The sequence below is a fragment of the Streptomyces sp. NPDC060194 genome (assembly GCF_042728285.1).
Classification (GTDB): Bacteria; Actinomycetota; Actinomycetes; order Streptomycetales; family Streptomycetaceae; genus Streptomyces.
The window spans coordinates 1-17,747 of sequence record NZ_JBHWZH010000079.1 but is presented as its reverse complement, the minus strand read 5'-3'; the positions used below and the strand labels follow the sequence as shown (position 1 = coordinate 17,747).

General features: G+C 73.9%; 14 protein-coding genes. 2 read left to right on the top strand and 12 right to left on the bottom strand.

Annotated features, from left to right (window positions below):
- Positions 1–16: 16 nt before the first annotated feature.
- From ACFWEG_RS18305 to ACFWEG_RS18260, 10 genes are all read right to left on the bottom strand, one after another.
- Positions 17–1,105 carry a S1 family peptidase gene (locus ACFWEG_RS18305; protein WP_387216206.1) on the bottom strand — a complete coding sequence of 363 codons (1,089 nt, stop codon included), beginning with the start codon at positions 1,103–1,105 and terminating at the stop codon, positions 17–19.
- A 341-nt stretch (positions 1,106–1,446) separates the two neighbouring features.
- Complete coding sequence (locus ACFWEG_RS18300; protein WP_387216204.1) at positions 1,447–2,349, bottom strand: S1 family peptidase; 903 nt, start codon at positions 2,347–2,349, stop codon at positions 1,447–1,449.
- Positions 2,350–2,597: 248 nt separating this feature from the next.
- A complete protein-coding gene (locus ACFWEG_RS18295; protein WP_387216202.1) occupies positions 2,598–3,428 on the bottom strand; it encodes a DUF1684 domain-containing protein in 831 nt (276 codons plus the stop codon).
- Positions 3,429–3,432: 4 nt separating this feature from the next.
- The gene (locus ACFWEG_RS18290) at positions 3,433–4,755 is read right to left on the bottom strand and encodes an NtaA/DmoA family FMN-dependent monooxygenase (RefSeq protein WP_387216200.1); all 1,323 of its coding nucleotides are present in this window, start codon (positions 4,753–4,755) and stop codon (positions 3,433–3,435) included.
- Positions 4,752–5,900: an LLM class flavin-dependent oxidoreductase gene (locus ACFWEG_RS18285; RefSeq protein WP_387216198.1), complete on the bottom strand. Its 1,149-nt coding sequence runs from the start codon at positions 5,898–5,900 to the stop codon at positions 4,752–4,754. The genes ACFWEG_RS18290 and ACFWEG_RS18285 overlap by 4 nt, the downstream gene beginning before the upstream one ends.
- 58 nt (positions 5,901–5,958) lie before the next feature.
- On the bottom strand, positions 5,959–6,945 hold the full coding sequence (locus ACFWEG_RS18280; RefSeq protein WP_387216196.1) for an ABC transporter substrate-binding protein: 987 nt from the start codon (positions 6,943–6,945) through the stop codon (positions 5,959–5,961).
- Between the two features lie 62 nt (positions 6,946–7,007).
- A complete protein-coding gene (locus tag ACFWEG_RS18275) occupies positions 7,008–7,784 on the bottom strand; it encodes an amino acid ABC transporter ATP-binding protein (RefSeq protein WP_387216194.1) in 777 nt (258 codons plus the stop codon).
- On the bottom strand, positions 7,781–8,674 hold the full coding sequence (locus tag ACFWEG_RS18270; RefSeq protein ID WP_387216192.1) for an amino acid ABC transporter permease: 894 nt from the start codon (positions 8,672–8,674) through the stop codon (positions 7,781–7,783). The genes ACFWEG_RS18275 and ACFWEG_RS18270 overlap by 4 nt, the downstream gene beginning before the upstream one ends.
- A 68-nt stretch (positions 8,675–8,742) precedes the next feature.
- Entirely contained in the window at positions 8,743–10,539 is a 1,797-nt protein-coding gene (locus ACFWEG_RS18265) for an FAD/NAD(P)-binding protein (protein ID WP_387216190.1), read from the bottom strand.
- 539 nt (positions 10,540–11,078) lie between these two features.
- A complete protein-coding gene (locus ACFWEG_RS18260) occupies positions 11,079–12,326 on the bottom strand; it encodes a DUF5685 family protein (RefSeq protein ID WP_387216188.1) in 1,248 nt (415 codons plus the stop codon).
- 295 nt (positions 12,327–12,621) lie between these two features.
- Between ACFWEG_RS18260 and ACFWEG_RS18255 the strand changes: the two genes are divergently transcribed.
- Positions 12,622–13,134, top strand: a complete 513-nt coding sequence (locus ACFWEG_RS18255; protein WP_387216186.1) for a cell division protein SepF — start codon at positions 12,622–12,624, stop codon at positions 13,132–13,134.
- A gap of 93 nt (positions 13,135–13,227) precedes the next feature.
- Here ACFWEG_RS18255 and ACFWEG_RS18250 read toward each other — a convergent pair whose 3' ends face one another.
- A complete protein-coding gene (locus ACFWEG_RS18250) occupies positions 13,228–14,415 on the bottom strand; it encodes an acyl-CoA dehydrogenase family protein (RefSeq protein ID WP_387216184.1) in 1,188 nt (395 codons plus the stop codon).
- A 130-nt stretch (positions 14,416–14,545) separates the two neighbouring features.
- Positions 14,546–16,195 (bottom strand): MFS transporter, encoded by a 1,650-nt coding sequence (locus ACFWEG_RS18245; RefSeq protein ID WP_387216182.1) that lies wholly within the window; start codon positions 16,193–16,195, stop codon positions 14,546–14,548.
- Positions 16,196–16,641: 446 nt separating this feature from the next.
- Here ACFWEG_RS18245 and ACFWEG_RS18240 point away from each other — a divergent pair, with 446 nt between their 5' ends.
- Positions 16,642–17,703 (top strand): phosphatase PAP2 family protein, encoded by a 1,062-nt coding sequence (locus ACFWEG_RS18240; RefSeq protein WP_387216180.1) that lies wholly within the window; start codon positions 16,642–16,644, stop codon positions 17,701–17,703.
- The last annotated feature ends 44 nt before the right edge of the window (positions 17,704–17,747 follow it).

Here is a 17,747-nt window from a genome sequence, read left to right as displayed (position 1 = left end):
TCGCGGATCCGGGGGACTACCCGATCGTCGCCCCGTACGCGCTCAGCGCCTCCGTCACCGGCTGGAAGAACGTCGTCCCGCCCGAGCTGCAGTTCCCGCTGCCGCCCGAGGTCAGGCCGACCGCGGAGCTGCCGGAGAAGAGCGAGCCGCCGCTGTCGCCGGGCTCGGCGCAGACGTTCGTCTGGATGAGCCCCTCGACGATGTCGCCGCCGCCGTAGTTGACCGTGGCGTCGAGGCCGGTGACCGTCCCGCCGTGCACCTGGGTGGTGGACCCGCTGCGGGTCACCTCCATCCCGACGGTGGCCTCGGCGGCGCCCGTGATGTTCTGCGCGGAGCCGTTGTAGAGGTTCACCTCGCTGGGCGCCGAGGCGCCGGCGTCGTCGTACTTCACCAGTGCGAAGTCGCTCCCCGGGAACCGGGAGTCGGTCATCGTCCCGACCGGCGTGCCGCCCTGGGACGCCGCCCAGGTGCTCCCCGCCTGGCCGCAGTGGCCGGCCGTGATGAAGTGCGGTGCGCCGTCCTTGACGACGTTGAAGCCGAGCGAGCAGCGCCCGCCGCCGGTGTGGATGGCGTCGCCGCCGGACACCAGGGGCTTGAACTCGCCCTTGGTGCGGTTGAGTTCGGCCCTGCCCCCGAGCGAGGCGACGACCTTCTCGAGCTTCGCGAGCGCCGTCCCGTCGACCGTGCGGTCGGCGGTGACCACGATCTTGTTGGAGACCGGGTCGGTGGCCCAGGACGTGCCGCCGATCGACGCCCGGTCGGTGAGGGTGGTGCGCGCCGCCCTGAGCTCGGCGAGCGAGTTCTCCACGACTCTGGCCCTGCCGCCCGCCGCGGCGACGGTGTCGGCCGCCGCCTTGTCGAGGACGTTGACGACCAGGGTCCTCGCGTCGGCGTCGTAGTAGGCGCCGGCCGCGTCGCCGTCGAGCCGTGCGCCGAGCTCGGAGGCGAGCTCCCCGGCCGCCTTCGCGCTGAGGGTGTCGGGGGCGGGCGCCGGGTCGGCGTCGGCCGCGTTCGCGGTCTGGAAGGTGACGCCGGCCGCGATCAGCGCGGCGGCCGCCGTGCCCGTGACGGCGATCCGTCGCCCGGATGTGCGTCGGTGCTTCAACTCGGAACCTCCGGTGGGGGGACGGCCGGGGCGGACAGTGGGGTTGCGCCCCGGCCGGAAGGTGTGCGGACGAAGGGCCGCCGCCGAAGAGGAACGACGCCCGTGCCGACGAGTGACGTTCACTATTCCGAGGCCGTCTCCTCGCACACAAGGTCGGGTACGGGGAGGTATCGCGGGGGCGCGGTGCGGTACCGGGATGTTCTGTGAAGCCGCGGAGTTCCTGTGAAGGCGCGCGCTGCGGCGCACGCGGGAGACCCCGTACGGCGGTGTGCCGTACGGGGTCTCGGGTGCTGCCGGCCGGTGGAGACGGGCGGCCCGGGCGTCCCCGGGCCGACGGGGGGTCAGTAGATGCTGACCCCGTAGGCGTTCAGCGCCTCGACGACCGGCTGGAAGAACGTCGTGCCGCCGGTGCTGCAGTTGCCGCTGCCGCCGGAGGTGAGGCCGAAGGCCCGGGTGCCGTTGTACAGCGGCCCGCCGGAGTCGCCCGGCTCGGCGCAGACATTGGTCCGGATCAGGCCGTACACGACGTCGCCGCCGCCGTAGTTGACCGTGGCGTTGAGCCCGGTCACCGTTCCGCTGCGGATTCCGGTGGTGGAGCCGCGGCGGGTGACGGCCTGGCCGACGGCGGGGTTGGCCGCGCTGCTGATCTCCTGGCTGCCGACGGTGCCGGGCTTGGCGATGGAGGTGTTGCTGTAGCGGACGATGCCGTAGTCGTTGCCCGGGAAGCTGGACCCGGCGACCGGGCCGAGCACCGTGGTGTTGGCGGAGTTGGCGTACCAGGTGCCGCCGCCGTCGGTGCAGTGGCCGGCGGTCAGGAAGTAGTAGGTGCTGCCGCTGCGGACGTTGAAGCCCAGCGAGCAGCGTCCGCCGCTCTTGTAGATGGCGTCGCCGCCGGAGATGAGCTTGCTGAACTTGCCGGGGGTGCGCTCGATCTTGATCGCCCCGGCGGTGCTGCCCGCCTCGGCCTTGATCTTCGCGATCTCGGCCTTGGAGACCGTCGAGTCGACGGTGACGACGAGTCGCTTGGTCTTCTGGTCGACGTGCCAGGCGGTGCCGGCGACGTCCGCCTCCAGGACCGCGTCGCCGGTGGCCGAGAGCTGGCTCGCGGAGAAGGTGCCGACGGATTCCGCACCTGCGGTGGTGGGGGTGACGAGCGCGGCAGCGGCCGCGATTCCGGACGCCGCGGCGATCAGCCGGAGTCGTCTCGCCGCGCCGCTGCGGGGGGTGGTGCGCTTGGTCCTCACTGGTCGTTCCTCCCGAGGGAAGTCAGGGGGCCCGTCTGGGTGGGGTGGGCCCGTGAGGCGTAGCCGGGGGCGACACGACCGCGCGGACGGTGGGGTGTCCGGAATGCGGATATGCCGTGGCCCTGACAAACGCTGCTGCGGAGTATTCGGTGCGTCGGGAGGCGAGCACAAGGGCGCCTTTCGGCCGTCCGCGGGCAGCGCTCAGGCCCGGCCGACGCGCGGTAGGCCGGGCCTGCGGGTAGGACGCGTCAGCCGGTGACGGGGTTCCGCTCCCCCGCCGCGATCGCGAGCGGCAGGGTGTTGCCCGGCGGCGGGAACGGGCACAGGAAGTGGTCGGCGAGCGCGCAGGGCGGCAGCAGGGTGCGGTTGAAGTCCACGGTCGTCCGCCCGTCCGCGTCGGGCGCGGCCGGCCGCAGGAAGCGGAAGCGGTAGCTGTCCGCGCCGCTGGTGGCGTCGGCGAAGACGGCCCACAGCGAGCCGTCGGCCTCCACCGTCACCTGGAGCGTGTGGTCGGTTCCGGCCAGCGTGAACGCCAGCTCGCCGCCGAGGCCCAGTTCCCGCTCGACGCCGTCCACGTTCGGCACCCGGACCGAGCGCGCGGCGGCGGGATCGTACGGGGTGAAGCGGCCGGGCACCGACCAGCGCGGGTCGTAGGGGGTGGTCTCGATGCCGCGGAAGGCCTGCCGGGCCGGGGAGGCGGGGTCCCAGACCCGCACCGCCCAGAGTCCGTCGCGGCGCAGCAGCACCAGCCGCCGCTCGCCCTGCGCGAGACGCGAGGCCGCGGTGGGTCCGGAGTCCGCGGCCAGCCGCGCCTCACCGGTGAACGGGGCGCCGTCGAGGGCGAGTCCGTCCTCGGGGCCCGCGGTCAGGATCACCTCGCCGCCGTCGGCGGAGACGGCCCAGCGGCCGGGGACGGCCGGAATTCGCCCCTCCGCGGCGTCGTCGATCCAGTGGGTCCCGGTCAGGGCGAGCGGGCCGTAGGGGCCGGAGACGGCCTCGGTCCGCGCCTCGTGCCACTGCTTCCACAGCCGGGCCGGGTCGGCGAAGGCGTCCCCGGGGGAGTTCGGTTCCGTGCTCATGGGATCAACTTTTCCATATCGGGTCGGGAAGCCCCAGGTGGGAGCGGAGGGTGCGGCCCTCGTACGCGGTGCGGAAGGCACCGCGCTCCTGGAGCAGCGGCACCACCCGGTCGACGAAGTCGTCGAGTCCGCCGGGGGTGAGGTGCGGGACGAGGATGAAGCCGTCGGCCGCGTCCGCCTGGACGAAGGCGTCCATCTCGGCCGCGACCGCCTCGGGGGTGCCGACGAACGACTGCCGGGCGGTGGTCTCGACGACGGTCTGCCGCAGCGAGAGCCCCTTGGCCTCGGCGACCGCCCGCCACTTCGCGACCACCGCGAGCGGGTCGCCGATCCGCACCCGGCCCTGGACCAGGTCGGAGTCGACCACCGGGTCGACGTCCGGCAGCGGCCCGTCGGGGTCGTACGCCGACAGGTCCCGGCCCCAGACCTGTTCGGCGGCGAGGATCGCGTTCTGCGGGGAGACCTGCTGTTGGCGGATGGCGGCGGCGCGCTCCTGGGCGTCGGCGGCGGTGTCGCCGAGGACGACGGTGACCCCCGGCATGATCTTCAGGTCGCCGGGCGCCCGCCCGTACGCCGCCAGTCGGCCCTTGACGTCGGCGGAGAAGGCCTGGCCGGCCTCCAGGGTGCCGTGCCGGGTGAAGACGACGTCGGCGGCGGAGGCGGCGAACTCGCGCCCCTCCCCCGAGTCGCCCGCCTGGATGACGACGGGATGCCCCTGCGGGGAGCGGGGCAGGGTGAACTCGCCGTCGATCGTGAAGTGCCGGCCGGAGTGCGCGAAGGGGCGCCGCACGCCGCCGGGCGTCCAGGAGTCCCACAACTCCCGTGCGGTGGCGACGAATTCGGCCGCCCGGGTGTAGCGGTCGGCCCGGTCCAGGTAGCCGCCGCGCCGGAAGTTCTCCCCCGTGAAGGCGTCGGACGAGGTGACGACGTTCCACGCCGCCCGGCCGCCGCTGAGGTGGTCGAGGGACGAGAGCCGGCGGGCGAGTTCGAACGGCTCGTTGAAGGTGGCGTTGACGGTCGCGGCGAGCCCGAGCCGGTCGGTGACGGCGGCCAGCGCGTTCAGGACGGTGATCGACTCGGGGCGGCCGACGACGTCGAGGTCGTGGATGCGGCCCTTGTGCTCGCGCAGCCGCAGCCCCTCGGCGAGGAAGAAGAAGTCGAAGAGCCCCCGCTCGGCGGTCCGCGCCAGGTGCTCGAAGGACGAGAAGTCGATCTGGCTGCCGGAGTCCGGGTCGGTCCAGACGGTGGTGCTGTTGACACCGGGGAAGTGGGCGGCGAGATGGATGCGCCTGCGCGGCGCGCCCGATCCGTCCGCCGTGCCCGTCATCGTGCCCCTCCCGCGACCCGCGCGCCCGCGTACCGGCCGGCCGGCCGGGCCAGGCCCAGGTGCTCGCGCAGGGTGCTGCCGGGGTAGAAGGTGCGGGCGAGCCCGCGGTGGCGCAGCAGCGTGACGGTGCCGTTGACCAGGCGTTCCAGGTCGCGGGCGGGGGTGAGCGGGGTGAGGTGGAAGCCGTCCACCCGGCCCGAGCCGTGCCAGTCGGCGATCAGGTCGGCGAGCCCCACCGGTCCGCCGGCGTAGTGCAGTCCGCCGCCGTAGGGCGCGCCCGAACCGCCCGCGCGCGGCACGACGGCCGAGCCGCGCCGCTCGTAGGCGATGACGGGGTGGACGGGGTCCAGGTCGGGGACGTGCGTCCGCTCGCCGTTGCCGAGGTCGACGGTGACCGCGGCGAGCACCCGCAGCGTGTCGGGGTCCCGGCCGGCGTCGGCCGCCCGGTCCCGCAGCTCGGCGCGGACGGCGCCGGCCCCGTCGGGACCGTCGGCCCGGACGAGGGCCACGTCCGCGTGCCGGGCGGCGACCGCCCGGGCGTGCTCCCCGGTCGCGTCCACGACGACGACCGGGCGGCCCTGCGGCGGGCGCGGGACGATCGAGGGCCCGCGCACCCGGAAGGTCGCGCCCTCGAAGTCGACGTGGTGCAGCCGGTCCCGGTCGACGAAGCGGCCGGTGGACTCGTCGCGGATCTCCGCGTCGTCGTCCCAGCTGTCCCACAGCCGGCCCGCCACGTCGGCGACCTCGCCCGCCTCCCGCCACACCTCCTCGGCGGGCGCGGCCGGCCGGCGGCCGAAGAGCCGGGCCTCGGCGGCCGTCGTCGAGACGTCGACCTGCCAGCCGGCCCGCCCCCGGCTCACCCAGTCCAGGGTGGCGACGGCTGCCTGGACGTGGAACGGCTCGGTGTGGGTGGTGGTCACCGTCGGCACCAGGCCGATCCGGGTGGTGGCGGGGGCGACCCGGGCGAGCACCGCGAGCGCGTCGGGGCCCGGCCGGGAGAAGGAGTCGCCGAGCGTGACGAAGTCGAGTCCGCCGCGCTCGGCGAGCCGGGCGAGCCGTACGTAGGTGTCGGCGTCGTAGCGGCCCGCGCTGTCGAGCGCGACCCCGAGATGCGGCGCGCCGGGGGCCCGTGGTGCGGATGGCATGGTGCGGAACCTTTCTCGGTGGGGGCGGGGCGCCGGATGCGGCGCCCCGCCGAAGGGATCAGGCCTTGGGCTTGGGCAGGCCGGGCGGGTTGATCTCGGACTTCTCCACCGCCTCCGCGGTCAGCCCCCAGCGCCCCAGGACCTTGCCGTAGCTGCCGTCCTCGATGACGTGGTCGAGCGCCCCCGCGTAGGCCTTCACCAGGCCGCTGTCCTTCTTCGTGGTCGCGGCGATCTTGCCCTGGACCTCCTCGCCGCCCCCGGAGAGGTTGCCGATGATCTCCGACTGGCCGGCGGAGGCCACGTGGTAGGCGGCCGACGGGCTCGGGCCGAGGTAGGCGTCGATCCGACCGGACTGCAGGGCCAGGTAGTAGTCGGTGTCCTTCTGGAAGTACTTGATGTCGACGCCCTCGCGGCCGTCCTTCTCGTTGCGCTCGCTCCAGTCGAGGAGGATCTTCTCCTGGTTGGTGCCGGAGGCGACCGCGATGGTTCTGCCCGAGACGTCCTCGTAGTCGTCGACCTTCCAGTCAGCGCCCTTCTTCGCCTCGAAGGCGAGGTTGTCGAGCCGGTAGGTGGCGAAGTCGTACTTCTCCTTGCGCTCCTCGGTCACGGTGACGTTGCTGAACACGGCGTCGAACTTGCCGCTGTCGAGGCCGACGAAGAGGTTCTCCCAGGACACCGCCTCGAACTCGATCTCCAGCCCGAGGGTGTCGGCGACCAGGGTGGCGATGTCGATCTCGGTGCCGATGCGGGTCTTGTCGTCGGTGGCGTAGAAGCCGAGCGGCGGCGAGGCGTCCGCGCTGGCGCCGAGCCGGAGCGTGCCTCGCTTGCGCACCTCGGCCGGGACCAGGGCGGCCAGCTCGGCCACCTCCTTGCCCCGGATGCGGTTCTGGTCGGGGCTCAGGTTGATGCCCGCCCCCTTCTGCCCCTTGGGCTTGACCACCTCGTTCCCGGCCGGCGAGACGTCACCGTTGCCGCATCCGGCGAGCAGGACGGCGGACACGGTGGAGACGGCGAGCGCGGTGAGGAGGGTGCGGCGGTTCGTCATGGCGGTGCTCCTTGGGATCGGTGGTGCCGGGTGCGGAAAGGAAAGGAGAAGAGGTCGGCGGGTCACAGGACCTTGGACAGGAAGGCGCGGGTGCGCTCGTGGCGCGGGGCGTCGAGGACCTCGGCGGGGTTGCCCTGCTCGACGATCCGGCCCTCGTCCATGAAGACGACCCGGTCGGCTACCTCGCGGGCGAAGCCGATCTCGTGGGTGACGACGATCATCGTCGTGCCCTGGTGGGCGAGGTCCTTGATGACGTCGAGGACCTCGCCGACCAGCTCCGGGTCGAGCGCCGAGGTCGGCTCGTCGAAGAGCAGCAGCGCGGGTTCGAGAGCGAGCGCGCGGGCGATGGCCACCCGCTGCTGCTGCCCGCCGGACAACTGCCGGGGGTAGGCGCCGGCCCGGTCGGCGAGGCCGACCCGCGCCAGGAGCTGCCGGGCGGTGGCGGCGGCCTCGGCCTGGCTGCGGCCGAGCGCCGAGAGGGGCGCCTCGGTGAGGTTCTCCAGGACGGTGAGGTGCGGGAAGAGGTTGAAGTTCTGGAAGACGAAGCCGATCCGGGTGCGCTGCCTCAGGATCTCCCGCTCGCGCAGCTCGTACAGCTTGTCGCCGGAGCGCCGGTAGCCGATGAGCCCGCCGTCGACGCTGATCCAGCCGCTGTCGACCTTCTCCAGGTGGTTGATCGTGCGCAGCAGGGTGGACTTGCCGGACCCGGACGGGCCGAGCACCACCGTCACCTCGCCCCGTCCGACGCTGAGGTCGACGCCCCGCAGCACCTCCGTGGCGCCGAAGCTCTTGTGCACGGCGCGGACCTCCACCATCGCGGTGGCCGGCTGCGCGCTCATCGCGCCGCTCCCTTGGCGTAGTGGCGTTCGACGTAGTGCTGGACGACGGAGAGCACGGTGGTGAGCAGGATGTACCAGACGGTGGCGACCATCAGCAGCGGGACGACCCGGCCGTTGCGCCCGTAGATGACCTGCGTCTGGTAGAAGAGTTCGCCGATCGCCATCACGGAGACGATCGAGGTGCCCTTGAACAGCGAGATGATCTCGTTGGCCGCGTTGGGCAGGATCGAGCGCATGGCCTGCGGGAGCAGGATCCGTCGGATCTGCCGCAGCCGGGGGATGCCGAGCGCGGCCGCCGCCTCCAGCTGGCCCCGGTCGACGGAGAGGACGCCGCCGCGCACGATCTCCGCCGCGTAGGCGGCCTGGTGCAGCGCGAGCCCGAGCACGGCGGCGCTCATCGCGCCGACCAGGCCCATGGTGTCGAAGGAGAAGAAGCCGGGTCCGAAGGGGATCCCGAACGACAGCTCCTGGTACAGGTAGGCCAGGTTGAACCAGAAGAGCAGCTGGACGATGAGCGGGATGGACCGGAAGGCCCAGATGTAGCCGAAGGCGACGGTCTTCAGGAACGGGCTGGCGGAGAGCCGCATGAACGCGAGCACGATGCCGAGCGCGAAGCCCACCACCGTCCCGTAGAAGGTGAGTTGGAGGGTGACCCAGACGGCCTTGAGGATCACGTCGGCGGTGAAGAACCGGGCGAAGACGTCCCACTCCCAGCCGGCGTTGGTGACCAGGCCGTGGACGAACTGGGCGAGCAGGACCGCGGTGGCGGCCACCGCGACCCAGCGCCAGGGGTGGCGGACGGGGACGACGGTGAGGGCGGCGTGGTCGTCGGGCACCTCGGGGCCCGGTGGCGGGGTCTTGTCGAGCGGTGGATCGCTGGTGAGCGACATCGGAGGTCCTTTGCGGAGGCGTCGGGCGGGACGCGGCGGAACGGGTGGGCGGGTGGTGCGGCGACGGTTCAGGCGGCGCGCGCGGACTCGGCGGTCTCCCGCAGCAGGACGAGCGCGGCGCGCGCGGTCGCGTCGTTCTGCCGGAAGGCCGGACCGCCGGTGCGCGGCCGGGTGAAGGCCCCGCTGGAACGGGCGTCCGTGAAGGGTCCGAGCGCGAACCGGCGGGGGTGGGGACAACCCTCGCGGTCGAGGATCCGGCCGTCGGCCGGGTCCACGGCGAGCAGCCCGGTCGGGGTGGCGGCGGCCTCCCCCTCCGCGTGCAGCTCGCGCAGCAGCGCGTCGCGGGTGCGGGCGAGGGTCGGCTGCGGCAGCCGCGCCTCGACCAGCGCCCGGGCCTCGACCTCCGCTCCCGGCACACTCGGGCTGGCGGCGCGGAACACCCCGCGCTCCTCGTCCGCGGTGATCTCGACGTCCGCGCCGACGAACCGGACGATCCCCGCCCGGGACAGCGCGAGGAGCTGCCGCAGCCGGGGGCCGGGCGGCCCGGAGGCGAGGTAGCTGAAGAAGCCGTGCCACCAGGAGCCGATGTCGCCCAGGCGGATCAACTGGCCGTAGACGGACAGGAGTCCGAGGAAGACGGCGAGGTCCTGGCTGTGCGCCGGGTCGTACCGGCGGGCGAGATCGGCCTCGACGTACGCCCGCAGCCCGTCCTGCGCGGCCTCCGCGTCGGCGAAGCGCACTCCGTCGAGGGGGCGGTCGAGGGCGGCGAGGTCGAGACGGTCGGCGGGATCGGGCACGAACTCGGCTACCAGCGACAGCAGTTCGACGGCCTCGCCCGCCGCGTACCGCTCCTCGAAGTCCGCCCACGCCCCCCGGGTGCGTTCCGGGTGGGCGGTGAACAGCCGGTGGTAGTGGGCGAACCCCAACTCCTTGTCCACCAGCGGCCACACGTTCCGGCGGAAGTCGGGGCCGCCCGGCAGGGCGAGCAACGCGTCCACCTCCGCGGGCCCGAAGAACCGCGGCAGCGGCGGCCGTTCACCACTCCAGGTGTAGCCGATCTTCGAGTGGTACGGCACCCCGCGCCGCGAGCCGACGTACAGGACCGGCTCGCGCCCCGAGGGCACGTACACGTCCCCCTCGTGCCGCCCGCCGCGGCCCTCGGTGAGCAGGATCATCAGGTCGACGAAGGCGAGCCCGAGCCCGCGGACGAGGACGGGCTCACCGGCCGGCAGCGCCGAGAGGTCGGTGTCGGCGGTGAAGTCGGGCGGCAGGTGGAGCAGCCCGTGCCGGCGGGCGAAGCCGGCCAGGGCGAGCTGCTCGTCGTCGAGGTCGGCGTCGAGGTGGCCGACGGTGAGCAGCACCGCGTCGGCGGGCAGCGGCCGGCTGCGGCCCTCCAGCCACACCCGCTGCCGTCCGGTGTTCGGCCCGGTGACCCGCAGCGCCCGGGTCCGGTGCTCGCGCACGGTGACCCCGGCCGGCAGGGCGGCGACGGCCCGCTCGTACACCCAGGTCAGGTACTCCCCCTGCCGGGGGCGGTCGGGGAAGGTCTGCGGGTCGAGCCCGGCCCACTCCTCCAGCGTGGGCCCCGGGCTCACCGGTCCGGCCAGCTCCACCGTCTCGTCGGTGAACATGGTGACGTCCTCGGCCGTGGAGTTCATCCACAGCAGCGGCGACTGCTCCCGCCGCCAGATCCGGCCCGGCCCCGGCGGGTGGGGGTCGACGAGGTGGATGTCGAGCCGGGCGCCGGCGGGCAGGAGTCGCGGGGCGTTGGCGGCGAACCGCTCCAGGAAGCCAGTCCCGCGCGGGCCCGCGCCGACGATCACCAGCGAGGACCGGGGAGCGCGGCGCGCGGCGGAACGGCTCATCGGGCCGCGCCCGGGAACCGGTGGCCGACGGCGGAACGGCTGGTGGCGGAAAGGCCGGTGACGGAAGAAGGGGAAGGGGCGTCCGTGCGGACAGACATGCGGAGGGCTCCGTGGAAGTGCGCAGCTCAGAACACGGGGTCGCCCTCACACGGGCCCTGCTCGCGGACCGAGCCCCTCAGCACGGACCGCCCTGTGACCTTACGAGGCCGGTGCGGACGGCTGTCAAGGCCGTCCGCACTGTGGGCAGTTCGTCTCAGCTCGGTTGACGCGGCACCGAATGCCTGTTCCACTGAGGCCATGCATCCACAGGAGCGGCTGGTCACGCGCAGCCACATCGACTTCGGTCGTGTGTGGTCCTCCTCCTGTTGTTGAGCTGATCCAGGCCCGTCCGCACCGGTGTCCACGCCCGGGCGGTCCCGCCGCGCCCTCCCGTCCCACCCCGCGCTCTCACACGCCTCCCCTCGCGTGCTCTCCCCGTGTCACCGGCCGGCTCTCCGGCCGCCCTTCCCGTCCTTCGCCCGCCCGTCGCCGTCAGGCAGTCAGCAGTCACATCCGCAGCAGTCACAGCTGCACTCGCAGGCCTCCCGCTTGGCCTCGCCGCGGCAGGCGCCCTTGCGGCGCCGGCGCGACCAGGGGCCCTCGTAGTGGTCGGCGCAGCACAGCCGGCAGGTGCAGAGCAGTCCGGTGAAGACCGCGCACCCCGCGAGCAGGCCGCGGCGCGGCGGCCGTGACGGCTCGCCGGCCGGCGGCCATCCGTCGCCGCCTGAACCGCCCGCGCCGCCCCCGCCGTAGGGGTTGCCCCCGCCGTACGGGTTCCCGCCGCCCCCGTACGGGTTCCCGCTCCCGCCGCCGTACGGGTTCCCCGCGCCGCCCTGCCCGGGGCCGGCTCCGTCGCCGTACTGCGCCCGCGCCTGTCCGGGCGCGGTGTGCGCGCACCCCGCCGTAGGGAAGGTGCGCCGGACGGCCTGGCGCAGCTCCTGCGTGAGCAGCACACGGGCCAGCCGTCCGTCCACGAACTCGACCTCTGCCAGGGCGAGTTCGATACCGTGCACGGCGTCGTCGCAGAGCCGCCGCGCCTCGGCCATGGTGGTGCCGGTGGCGGTCAGCGGGTTCCACGCGCCGGCGGAGGCGTCCGCGGCGCGGTCCTCGACCGCGTCGAGCAGATGGGCGAGCCGCCCGAAGAGCCGGCCCGCCTCGGCGAGCGGGGCGGCGTTCAGCGGCCGGCCGGTCAGGACGGCCGTGTGCGCGAAGGCGGCGGCGGTGGCGGTCTCGGTCGGCTCGGTGACCTCCAGGAGCCCGATCCCGGCGGTCGCCTCCAGGAGGCCCTGCCGGTCGACCGCGTCGACCAGGAGCGCGGTGTCGAAGCCGATGTCCGCCCCGGTCCGGGCGCCGGCCCGGTCCCAGCTCGCCGCGACCCGTCGGGCGGCGGCCGCGACCGGGCGCCGGGCGAGCAGGCCGTCCCGGTCGGCGACGTGGTCGCGGACCTTGGCCGAGGCCAGGACCAGCGAGACGGCGGCGGCGAGCCGGGCCCCCTCCCCGCGCGCGACCGACGCCGTGCGCATCCCGCGCAGCGGGCACGGCCCGGCGGTCCGGCGCAGGGCCGGGTCGGGCTCCGACTGAGCCTCCGTCAGGACGGAGACGACCAGTCCGTCGTAGTTGGTGACCACCCGCGCGAACTGCCCGTGGTCGGCGCGCAGCGCGAGGCAGAGCCCGCAGAGATGGGCGGTCCACTGGCCTTTCAGACCCTCGGTCAGACGGTGCGAGCAGGGTCGAACGATGCCGAACACGTATCCCCCGTGATGTCGTACGGCAAGAGCGAGCCGCATGGTACCGGGCACGGGCGTTCACCCGTACGCGGGCGCCCGTCACCCGGACGGAGCGACGTGATCATATTGGTAGGGTTTTCCGGTCCGTCAGCATCCGTCCCCCAGTGCTGCCTTGAGGATCGCGCGTACGTTCTGCACCAGTACCGTCACGAAAACCCCGCGCGGCGACTATCCACTTGGCGCGTCATCCGCATCATGGACGACCATAGGGACAGGGATGCAGCACGCAAGGAATCCGCTGCGAGAGGAGGCGTCCATGGGATCGGTGCGCAAGGCGAGTGCTTGGCTGGGTCTGGTCGACGGCTACGACGACAACGCCGACGACAACCGCTACTACGACGACGACTACACCGAGGAGCCCGAGACCGGCCGCGGCCGGGTCCGCGGCATCGACTCGGCGCGGGCCGGAGCGGGTGCGGCCGGCGGCTCCGCCGAACTCTGGAAGACCGATCCGCGCATCCAGGTGGCCGCGGAGGCCGCCGTCGAGCAGGGCCGGCGGATCGCCACCATCACCCCCGACGGCTTCCGCGACGCCCGCGGCATCGGCGAGCACTTCCGCGCCGGCGTCCCGGTCATCGTCAACCTCACGGCCATGGACGCCGCCGACGCCAAGCGCGTGGTGGACTTCGCGGCCGGGCTCACCTTCGGGCTGCGCGGCTCCATCGAGCGCGTGGCGACCAGGGTCTTCCTGCTCACCCCCGCCGACTACCGGATCGTCAGCGGGGAGTCCACCGGCCGCGCGAGCGGCGGGTTCTTCAACCAGAGCTGATCCGGGGCGGCCGCAGCGGGCCCGCCCCGGCCGAGGAGCCCGGGGCAGCGGCCCCGGGCTCCCCGCCCCGCGCGCGGCACCGCGACGACGCGCCTACCGGAACGCGTCGAGCCCGGTGAGCGCCTTGCCGAGCACCAGCTGGTGCATCTCGACGGTGCCCTCGTAGGTCAGCACCGACTCCAGGTTCGTGGCGTGCCGCATGATCGGGTACTCCAGCGAGATGCCGTTCGCGCCGAGGATCGTCCGCGAGGTGCGGCAGATCTCGATCGCCTCCCGCACGTTGTTCAGCTTCCCGAAGCTGACCTGCTCCGGGCGGAGCCTCCCCGCGTCCATCCGCCGGCCGAGGTGGTGGGCGAGCAGGAGGCCCTTGTGCAGCTCGACGGCCATGTCGGCGAGCTTGGCCTGGGTGAGCTGGAAGCCGCCGATGGGCCGGCCGAACTGCTCGCGCTCCTTGGCGTAGGCGATCGCCGTCTCCAGCGAGGAGCGGGCCGCGCCCATCGCGCCCCAGACGATCCCGTAGCGGGCGTGGCTCAGACAGCTCAGCGGGCCGCGCAGTCCGGTGGCCCCGGGGAGGACGGCGTCGGCGGGCAGCCGGACGCCGTCGAGGACGAGTTCGCTGGTGACGCTGGCCCGCAGGGACCACTTGTGCCGGATCTCGGGGGCGGAGAAGCCGGGGGTGCCGGACGGGACGAGGAAGCCCCGGATGCCGTCCTCGGTCTGCGCCCAGACCACCGCCACCCCCGCCACGGAGCCGTTGGTGATCCACATCTTGCGGCCGTCGAGGATCCAGTCCGAGCCGTCGCGGCGGGCGCGGGTCGTCATGTCGCCGGGGTCGGAGCCGCGGTCGGGCTCGGTCAGGCCGAAGCAGCCGATGACCGAGCCGTCGGCCATGGCGGGCAGCCAGCGCTGCTTCTGCTCCTCGGAGCCGAACCGGTGGACGGCGTACATCGCGAGCGAGCCCTGCACGGAGACCAGCGAGCGGATCCCGGAGTCCGCGGCCTCCAGCTCCAGGCAGGCGAGCCCGTACTGGACGGCGCTCGCGCCCGCGCAGCCGTAGCCCTCCAGGGACATCCCGAGCGCGCCGAGCGCCCCGAGCTCCTTCGCGAGCTCCCTGATGACGGGCAGCTCGCCCTTCTCGTACCACTCGGCGACGTGCGGCAGCACCCGGTCGGCGGCCCAGGCGCGCACGGTGTCGCGGATCGCGAGGTCGTCCGCGTCGAGCAGGTCGTCGATGCCGAGCGGGTCGGCGGGGTCGAACGGGGGCAGGGGGGACGCGGGCATCAGGGCCTCCGGCGGAAAACTAGCACCGCTCGTTAATCGGACGCTGCCGAGGCTACGACCGGGTGTCCCGCACGTCCAGCCCGGACCGGGCCGCCGCGCCGTACGTCACACCCGGGCCCCCGGCCCGAGGTCACACCCGGCTCCCCGACCCGTGCGTCCGCTGCCGGCCCACGCCCTGCGGCGGCTCCGCCGCCTCGGCCGCCGCCGGCCGCTCCACACCGCCCGGGCACCGCTCCCCCGCGAGCGGCGAACCGCAGTCCATCGCGCGCGGCAGCCGCAGCGCGGCCAGCGCGCCGAGGAGCAGCAGCCCGGCGCTGACCAGGAGGGTCACGTGCAGGCCGTGGACGAACGCGGCGCGCGCCGCCTCGTGCAGCGCGTCGCCGGCCGAGCCGCCGAGCCGCCCGGCCACCTGGTAGGCCTCGCCGAGCGAGTTCGTCGCCCCCTGCTTGGCCCAGCCCGGGGCGCTGACCGCGTCGAGGCCGCGGGAGTAGGCGGCGTTCATCACGCTGCCGAGCAGCGCGATCCCGATGCCCGCGCCGAGCTGGTAGGAGGTCTCGCCGATCGCCGCGGCCCCGCCGGCGTCACCGGGGGGCGCCTCGCTGAGCATCGACTCGTACGCCCCGAAGAGCGTGGTCTGCAGGCCGAAGCCGAGCAGGACGAACCCGGCGGTCAGCAGCCACGGCCGGTCGTACTCCCCCATCGCCGTCAGGGCGAGCACGGCGAGGGCGGTGAGCACGAAGCCCGCGCCGACCATCCGCCGCGGACCGAGCCCGCGCAGGACGTACGTGCCGAGCGCGCCCGCCGCCATCGCCGCGAAGGTCAGCGGGAGGAGCCGCAGGCCGGTCTCCAGCGGGCCGAGCCCGAGGACCAGCTGCAGGTACTGGACGGCGATCAGCTCCAGGCCGACCAGCGCGAGCATGGCGAGCACGATGCAGCCGACGGAGGTGGCGAAGGCCGGCCGGGAGAACATCCCGATGTCGATCAGCGGGTGCGTCCGCCGCTTCTGCCGCCGGGTGAACAGCACGAGCAGGGCGGCGCCCACGCACAGCGGGGCGAGCGCGGCCGGCGCGAGGACGTCGTGCCCCACCCCCATCCGCTTGACGCCGAGCACCACGCCGAGCACGCCGGCCGCGGCCAGGAGGGCGCCGACCACGTCCCAGGGCCCGGCCCCGTCGCCCCGCGACTCCGGGAGCAGCCGGCGGCCCACCGGCAGCATGACCGCCATCAGCGGCAGGTTGATCAGGAAGACCGAGCCCCACCAGAAGTGCTGGACCAGGAACCCGCCGAGCACCGGACCGGTGGCCGCGCCGACCGCCGCGACGGCCGTCCAGATGCCGATCGCGGTCGCGCGCTCGCGCCGGTCGGGGAAGACGTCCCGCAGGATCGACAGCGTGGCCGGCATGATCATCGCGCCGCCCACGCCGAGGAGGGCGCGGGCCGCGATCAGGGTCCCCGGGGTGCCGGCGAAGGCGGCGAGCGCGGAGGCGAGCCCGAAGAGGCCGAAGCCGAGGAGCAGCACCCGCCGGCGGCCGACCCGGTCGCCGAGGGTGCCGAAGAGGATGAGGAGGGAGGCGCAGATCAGCGGGTAGGCGTCGACGATCCACAGCAGCTGGGCGGCGCGCGGCCGCAGGTCCTCGGTGACGGCCGGGACGGCGACGTGCAGCACCGTCGAGTCCAGGGCCACGACGAGGAGGCTGACGCAGAGGACGAACAGGACGACCCAGCGGTTGGCACCGCCGGCGGCGCGCGGCCGCGCGCCCGCGCTGGTCGTCCCGGACATCCGTGTACCTCCCGAAGAGATCCTCGCGCTCGGCGGGCCACAGGAGCGGCTGCCGCTCCGGCCCGGCGTCGACGGGCGAGATGATCCGCCACAGTACGCGAGTCCTCCCTCGGAGCGGGTGGCCGACCTCTCATCCCGGCAGGTCGGAGGTGTGGCATAGGACACGCCGCCCGGGGCACCCGTCCCCCCGCGGTCCGGGTGGCGGGCCGGGGTGCGTCCCTCCGGCACCGGATTGCCGGGAGGGGCCGCGGCTGCGCAGAATAGCCCCGGGAACTCGGGACAATGCGGTAATGCGACTGTCTCTCCGCGGTGCTTCTCGCCGCCCGTGACGCTTTGCCGAATCGGAGGGAATTGCGGTGAACGTGAGACCTACTCCACATCACATCGTCATCACGAAGATCCGATTCCGGTCGGGCCCGTCGTGCGACCGCTGTACCGTCGATTGAGTGCGTACCAACCGAAACGTCACCCGTACGGAGCGGCTCTTCGCCCGCCTCGACCGTGAGCCGGAGCCGCCGCAGGTGGCGATCCCGCGCATGAGTCGCCACCGCGAGGTGCTGTTCGGGTCGACGCTGGCCTTCTACGTGGCCATCGTGGTCGCCGTGGTGATCACCTCGTGGCTGGTCGCGGTGGACTGGAAGGTCATGCTCTTCCGCCCCTACGAGCAGTGGCCGGGCGTGCACGGTTTCGTGGACTACCTGGTGGTCCTCGGGCAGCGCGGGCCGACGGCGGTGATGGTCACGGCCTGGCTGGGCTGGCGCTCCTGGCGGCAGCACACCGTCCGCCCGCTCCTCGCGCTCGGGGTCGCTCTGCTCCTGCTCAACGTGACCGTCGGCGCGGCGAAGATCGGCATGGGGCGGCTCGGCCCGCACTACGCGACCCAGATCGGGTCCAACGAGATGTACATGGGCGGCGACATATTCCCCTCGGGTCATACGGCGAACGCCGTGGTGACCTGGGGAATTCTGGCCTATCTGGCCGCGACGCCCCGCACCCGCAGGTACCTGTCCGCGGTCTCCGCCGTCATCGCGCTCAGCGTCGGCCTCTCGACGGTCTATCTGGGGACGCACTGGCTGAGCGACGTGCTGCTCGGCTGGGCGGCCGGCCTGCTGATCCTGCTGGCCCTGCCCTGGTTCGAGCCGCTGATCGCCCGGACGGAGGCGCGGGTCTTCGCGCTGAGGGAGCGGTGGCGGACCCGCAGAACGGGGGTGCGCGTCCCGGCCGCCGGGTCCGCGCCCGCACCGGTGGTGTTCTCGCAGGACCTGTCCGCGGAACTCCCGCCCGAGGGGGTCGTCCCGACGACGGGCGGCGCGCTCGCGGAGAAGGAGCTCGGGGAGCCGGCCGGAGCGGGTCACGCCCAGGCGGCGGTCACGGCCACCCGTACGGCGGCGCACGCCTCCCGTACGCACACCGCCCGTTCCGAGCGGACCCCGGTCACCCCCACCGGCAGCCGCCGTCCGCCCCACGCGGACCGCGCGCCGCGCACGGCGACGGCCCGCCCCTCGTAGGCGCCCGGACGTGCGAAGGGCCCGGCACCCGCTGGTGAGCGGGG